Raw genomic sequence first — 6,503 nt, forward strand, 5'->3', positions numbered from 1 at the left:
GTGTTCGGGCATGCTTTCGCTGGCCCGCATGATGCCTTCGGAAAACCCCAGCCAGGGCCAGAGCGCGACGGCCAGCCAGGCGACGAAAGGCATCTCGAGGCCAGACGGTGCGCGCGCGCTGAAAATGACGCCGAAGACCACGGAGTACACGCCGAGCAACAGCAGCGGGTTCACGATCAGCCACAGCCAGCCGGCTGAACTCCCGATGAACCGCGAGCGAATCTCACGGTGAATAAGTTGCCACAGCATGTGTTCCCAGTCCCTCAGCCTAATTTAGACTGGAGGGTTGTTAGTCCCAACTTACACCATACTGCTGGAGGAAGCGACGCGTAGCACCGTCGGGCATGCGGAGGTCATGCTCGTAGAACCCTTTCTGGTATTGTTCAAGGATGCGATTACGGTGTTGCTGGCGAGCGCGTTCACTAAGCTCTTCAACCACCTCATCGAAAGGCGGAATACCAGCTTCATTTCGGGCATCTAAGCGCACTACATGGGTACCGTGGGAAGACTGTACGATATCGATTTGGCCAATATCCAGTTTCTCGACCTGCTCGCGGAACTCCGGATCCAGGCGATCAGCCGGAATGTTTTGTATTGTGCCGTTGTTAGCTGCTACCGATTGATCGTCGGAATGCTCACGGGCCAATCGAGAGAATTCCGCGCCTGCACGAAGATTACTCACCAGCTCCTCGGCCAATGCCTGGCGTGCCAGCGGCTCTGAATATTTCTCGGAGGAAAGTAGAACGTGCGAAAAGCTAAGACGCTGAGGCCGACGATATCGGTCCGGGTTACTGAGATAAAGCTCATTCGCGCGTGATGAATAGTCGTTCAGCTCGGCGTCAGCGAGATATTCCTCCTGAAAAATCTGGGCGAGTTCACGCCAGACGGCATTGAGCAGTCGCGCTTGGACCACGACTCCACGATCTAGTCCATTGTCGATGGCGTCTTTTGCCATATGCTTGACGTCTAGCTGGTTACTTAGCGCCTGTGTAAATCGCTCCGGATCGGCGAGGAATGGGCCGCGGCGTTCTTCCGGGATCGTAGAAAGAAACGCTTCAAGTTCGGCGAAGGTCAGTAGTACGTCACCCCGCGCAGCAAGTTGCGGGCTTTGTAGTTGTATTTGATAGTCAATCGACTTTTTTTCGTCCGAATCGGCGGATAGGATCTGGGATTGTGCATTTATGAACGGGGCGATCGAGATCACGAAAAAAAAGGCCAGAAAGGCCTTATAGAAGTTTTGATTCATTAAAGAAGTGCCTTTGGTCTGCGGAGTTTCTAAGTCGTTTTATTGCTCAGCTTCCGAGGAAGCTACCAACGAGTAAATTGGTTGGATACAGTCGGAGCCGATCATGTCTTCAAGCTTGCGCAATTCTAAAAAGGTTCTATCCTGCTCCCGCATTCTTCGACGCTGGTCTGTGAAGTCGTGCAACGCCAGGAAACGCGCTGACTGCCATCTGAATTAGTCAAGATTTGGCCATAGGCAATATTCAGATAGAGTGGATTCGCATCCGGCAGAATACAATGGGACAAACTGTCTGCTGGATCCGTACTCCAACGAAATGCACCGCCTATCGTGGGAATTTCTTGCAGACACGCCCCAAGAACATCGATTCTGAAATCGCCTTGGCAGGGAGAAATCGAGACCAACGTCGCGCCGAATTTTATTCCTAAACCCTGTATCTCCTGTGAAGTTATGCGGCCATCTTCATTGGCCTGGATACCATTGGTGTCAAAGGCCAAGGCCCCGAACTTGTTACTCTCGACTGCGATATTTTGCCAATTGCCGATTGGAAAGCTGACTAAATCGCCAAATACATCCTGCCAAGTTTCCGTTATTTCCAAACTTCCTGCAAGAATCGCATTATCTCGCGACCAGCCAGGGTTTAGATCCGTACAGGTTAATAGATCAGCCTCGGTCACGGTGATTTGGGCGTCGGCATATTCAACAATATCTCCGTTCCGACATTCAAATGTAAACGTCTTTGAGCCCGATGTAAAGTCAGACGGTATATCCACCGGAAAGTCGCCACTTGGTGGTGGAGAGATCCAGTCACTTGGCCAGTTGGTTCCGACCAATCCCGTACGTCTGCATTGTCGAGCGCCTAAGGAGGATAAGCTAACGGAGAATCTGCCACCCTGTTCCACTTCCGCGGGCGGGTTCAGCGGACTTACGGTTACGCTGGCGGTGCTGCTTATCGTTGAGCAAAAATCGGGGTTGAGCGTAAACGCCTTTAGGTCACCGAGATTCGGATCGCCAGAGTCGGTAATGATGGATACCTCGGAACCATCCAGGAGGTCAATCGTACACGCTCCCTCGTTCAGGATTATTTTGGCTGACTGTGCAGCTACGGTTTCAATCAGCGCACAGGCACCAATGACAGCAAGTATTGTGATCGCTGAAGTTATTGGGCCATAGGGAAAAGATTTAAGCATTAGGGCGCCTTTTTCCTGCTGAGGGAAACGATTAAGTAATAGATGTTAAGAAAAAGTGGACCGGACGGCAACACGGCCTGGCATCTTGCGGATAAAAAAACTCCGCCGGAAGGCCGGCGGAGATTTTAATCGAATCACATATGTGATCTAGTTAACGCTTTACGTCAATCTTCTACTGTACTGATTGAACGAGTTGCGCGATGCTTGAAGGTGCCGCCATAGTTAGACAGCACAGTCTGCCCATCGACAGAGAGCGTCGAATTGCTGAATGTCGTGGCACCGAATCCTACGACCGGCAGACCTTCGTATTGGACAGGTAGCCCGGTTGCAGTGTCCGTCCCGATGATAGTACGAGCATCTGCTGGGAATCCGAGCGGATTGTCACCACCGAGGCGCGGAACCGAACCCTGGCTAAAGTCGAACTCCACCCAACCGGCGCCGAAGCGAGGACCTAACGGGAACGTGGTGAATCGCGGTTCGCCGAAGATTTCGGACTCAGTGCCAACATCTTCGCTGGTGCTGAACGAAACCACGTTTGCCTCGTAGCAGAGCGATGGGAAGCTCTCCTCTGTCTCCTGCGAAGGCGGGGGCGGCGAAACGATCGGCGGAAGGAAGAAACCGCCACCTGCGGGTGTCACTTCCTCGCGATTATACTGCTCAGTTGTGAATGGCTCGCAAGCGGTTCCAGCAAAAGTTGTACCAAAGGGAGCAACCGGCGTTTGGATGAACGAAGCGTCGGCGACTACTGCAAGGCACGCTGGCTCTGCAAGAGCGCTTTCGGCGTCGAAAACAGGGTCAGCCAAATCACCCGGTGTCAGTCCTTGGCCTTCGGCGAAACCAGAAACCGCGGCACACTCGGAAGTCACCGACAACGGAGTACCGCTGGAATCAACAACAAATCCACTGCCGTTGGTTTCCGGAATGAAGCCCAAGATATCGCGATCAACGTGGAATCGCTTGGTTGGGAATGTAAACACCCATTCGGTCTGCGCACCAATGCCAGGATTCACGACATATTCGTTCAGAATCGTGTCGTGCATCAATATCGCATTAATAACATTTTGCGGCGCGTTAGCACCCCAGTTCACCTGACTCACGCTTTGCGATCCAGACTGGAATACAGCCGAGGTCTGCTGATCGGTGGAAAGAATGTTAGGAGTAACAGCACCTGGCGAGGAATGCGCCGAAGCGTCACGCCAATTATCGATCGGCTCTGCATTGTACGAAAGCAAGGTGCCCTCGTTGACATTGATTATGGAAGCAGATCCAAACAGCGTGCCAACACCTTCCGGATCAACCACATCCTGGCTACCGCCGAATGACGACCAGTAGGTAACAAACGGACTGACCGTTCCGAAAGACCAGGCATTCACGAGCTGCTGGCAATTTGCTGGTAGCGACAGCAGTTCACCGTCTTCGGTTTCCACATCTTCGTGAGTAAGAGCCGCCTCGCTGCCGAAAATCGAAACGATCGGCCTGGAAGGAACATTTATCAGGTCGATTTCAGGATCAACGCGTGGGTTCGAGGCAAGAGGAATTATCGCGCTGGCAGGCGCATCGGTATCACTATAGCCAAGAAAAACGCTCTCGCCAGTGTCTTTGTTCGTTGCGAATTCCGGGCGTTCACCAATAACGGTGCCCATATCGAGAATTTCAACGTAGCCAGATCGGACGCGTTCGAGTGCAGTAGTGCCACCGTCTTCGTTTTCACCGGTGAACTCAAAATCCAGGAACGCCTGCTCACCGCCAGCGGCGAAGAAATACGGCACGGTGCACGACGAATCGTTGGTCAACATGCGCGCACCATCACCCTCTGGAGATTCAGTGATCGCCGCAGTCCAAACGTCAAACGCCGAGAGGTAGAGGTTAAAGTCGAGTACTTCACGCGAATTCAGGCCTTCGAGGAAGCGAACCTTCGCCGCCTTGGCCTGTGAAGAGGTATTTACGACAGAAATCAACGTGTCGTTACCACCACGCGTTGTGTAGTACGGATAGATAAGAACCTGGCCGAGGCCGTCCGGGTTGATATTGACAGCGTTGGCTACGCTGACCATCCCGGCGACCCCTGTCAGGCCCGCAACGATTGCGGTTGTCAGGGTCTTTCTTTTCATTACAACACTCCTAGGTTTATTACACAGGGCTCTGCATTAGCAATGACTGATGTCCAACCAATTTTCAAGCTTTCGTCAGCCATTCCCGACTAAGTTTACATTCAGCTTTCCGGGAACGCAAGGGAATTTTTCTAGTCTTTCCCTGCCGCTAATCGTCAGAATACCACCATTCGCCGTCGATTTCTATCCAGACGCCTTTGACGCTGCGCGAATTCTGCATGCCAGCCAGCGTAGCGGGGCCGCCCGCGACGGTGTAGCTGACTTCGGTGCTGATCTCGCAGCGGCGTTTCTCGCAATCGACAGCCGTCACGCGGGCGCTGTCCCAGCGAATCGGCCGGCGGGCATACTCCACGGCGAACACGGCCTGGGATGTCTGCTCGCGCAGGCCGGGCGGGAAAAACTCCCAGACCTTCTCGAAATCGCGCTCGACCATGGCATCCCAGCGCGCCTGGGCGCGCTCGGCGACGATTTCTTCGGGCGGACGGTTGTCGCTGCAGGCCGCCACAAGGGTAATGGCACTGATGGCTATGAGCAAATTACTGTTTTTCATGGATTTTTCATTTCCTTGGGTCGTTTTATTCCTTAGATTTCTGCTAAAAGCATTACTAATCGTTGACGCCTTGCGGGTCTGGCGCAACCTCGCGCAGCGGATCCAGGCCCTGGAACTTGCGGCTGAATTCCTTCGAGACCCGCTCGAGCTTGGCCGTGCTTTCGACCACGGTCGGAGTGATCAGCACCAGCGTTTCGCTGCGGTTGAGGCTGTCGTTGCTGCTGCGGAATAGTGCACCGAGGCCGGGAATGCGCTGCAGGAACGGCACGCCGCTCCGACCCTTGTTGGTCGTCTCCTCGATCAACCCGCCGAGCACGATGGTCTGGCCGGACTGGACCGCCACTTCGGTCTCTATTGACCGCGTGTTAATCGCAGGGTTGCTGTCGGGAGTGGCCCTCTCGCCGGGAGAGGAAACCTCCTGGCTGACCGTCATGTAGACCAGGCCACCAGGATTGACGCGCGGCGTCACTGACAGAATGACCCCGGTATTGAGGAACTGGGTAGAGCCGAATACACGATCGGTGCCACCGGTGAAGCTGGTGGACTGGATCGGCACCTGCGTTCCGACATTGATGCGTGCATCTGAATTGTTGCGAACCATCAGCGATGGCGCAGAAATGGTCCTGACGTCGGAGACCGATTCCAGGGCATTTATCGCAGCGCTGACAAAGTTGCCGCCGACCGAATCCGCTATCGCGCCCAGGAAGCCGGTACCGGCACCGAACCTGAAATTGTTAGCCTCCGGGGATCCCACGAAGCCACTATCGGCGGGCAGACCCGGAAACCCTTCCTCGTCAGGCAGCGAATTGGCCAGGAACCAGGACACGCCGTACTGAAGTTCGTCGGTCAACGCGACGATAAGCACCTGAGCCTCGATCAGCACCTGCAGCGGCTCCTCGTCGAGCCGCTCAATGGCGTTGAGGATGGCGTCGTAGTCACTGGGGGAGGCCTGGATGAGAAGCGAATTGGTTTCCAGCACGGCCGTGATCCGCACGTCGCCGTCTTCACCCAGCGTCACGGTGCCTCCCCCGCCCGCCCCGGAGCCAGAAGAAGACGCCCGGTCGCGCGCCTGCGGGCTGGTCTGGTTCTGGAATTCGCTGACCGAACTGGCCTGTGCGGTTTCCAGCCCCGGCGCCAGCGAGCCGCGACTCTGACGCGCCGTCGAACGAGCGCCGCCGCCGCCCTCGCCGCCGAACACGTTGGCCAGGTAACCCGCCAGCACTTCGGCATCAAGGTTCTTGACCCTATAGACGTAAAGCCGGCTTCCAGCTTCGGGGCTGGAGCGGTCGAGACGCTCGATCCAGTTCTCGATCCGATCCAGGTAATGCTCGTTGGGCGTGATCACGATGATCGAGTTCAACCGTTCCAGCGGCATGATGCGAAACATGCCGGCCAGCGGGGATTCTTCA

General features: G+C 55.2%; 5 protein-coding genes and 1 pseudogene. All 6 read right to left on the reverse strand.

Annotated features, from left to right (window positions below; genetic code table 11):
• A pseudogene (locus tag VJ956_RS15005) lies at nt 1-249 on the reverse strand (hypothetical protein); the annotation flags it as partial.
• A 40-nt stretch (nt 250-289) separates the two neighbouring features.
• On the reverse strand, nt 290-1,246 hold the full coding sequence (locus VJ956_RS15010) for a peptidylprolyl isomerase (protein WP_324085848.1): 957 nt from the start codon (nt 1,244-1,246) through the stop codon (nt 290-292).
• A 125-nt stretch (nt 1,247-1,371) separates the two neighbouring features.
• Nucleotides 1,372-2,433: a hypothetical protein gene (locus VJ956_RS15015; RefSeq protein ID WP_324085849.1), complete on the reverse strand. Its 1,062-nt coding sequence runs from the start codon at nt 2,431-2,433 to the stop codon at nt 1,372-1,374.
• A 164-nt stretch (nt 2,434-2,597) separates the two neighbouring features.
• Nucleotides 2,598-4,544: a hypothetical protein gene (locus VJ956_RS15020; RefSeq protein ID WP_324085850.1), complete on the reverse strand. Its 1,947-nt coding sequence runs from the start codon at nt 4,542-4,544 to the stop codon at nt 2,598-2,600.
• A gap of 148 nt (nt 4,545-4,692) precedes the next feature.
• Nucleotides 4,693-5,094 (reverse strand): hypothetical protein, encoded by a 402-nt coding sequence (locus VJ956_RS15025; RefSeq protein WP_324085851.1) that lies wholly within the window; start codon nt 5,092-5,094, stop codon nt 4,693-4,695.
• Nucleotides 5,095-5,149: 55 nt separating this feature from the next.
• On the reverse strand, nt 5,150-6,503 hold a 1,354-nt coding region (locus VJ956_RS15030), incomplete at its 5' end, for a secretin N-terminal domain-containing protein (RefSeq protein WP_324085852.1).

This window comes from Marinobacter sp., assembly GCF_035268745.1.
GTDB lineage: Bacteria > Pseudomonadota > Gammaproteobacteria > Pseudomonadales > Oleiphilaceae > Marinobacter.

Bases quoted from the DNA above. Each gene is read 5' to 3' on its own strand.
- VJ956_RS15010 (WP_324085848.1), bottom strand. From the start codon at position 1,246: ATGAATCAAAACTTCTATAAGGCCTTTCTGGCCTTTTTTTTCGTGATC.
- VJ956_RS15015 (WP_324085849.1), bottom strand. From the start codon at position 2,433: ATGCTTAAATCTTTTCCCTATGGCCCAATAACTTCAGCGATCACAATA.
- VJ956_RS15020 (WP_324085850.1), bottom strand. From the start codon at position 4,544: ATGAAAAGAAAGACCCTGACAACCGCAATCGTTGCGGGCCTGACAGGG.
- VJ956_RS15025 (WP_324085851.1), bottom strand. From the start codon at position 5,094: ATGAAAAACAGTAATTTGCTCATAGCCATCAGTGCCATTACCCTTGTG.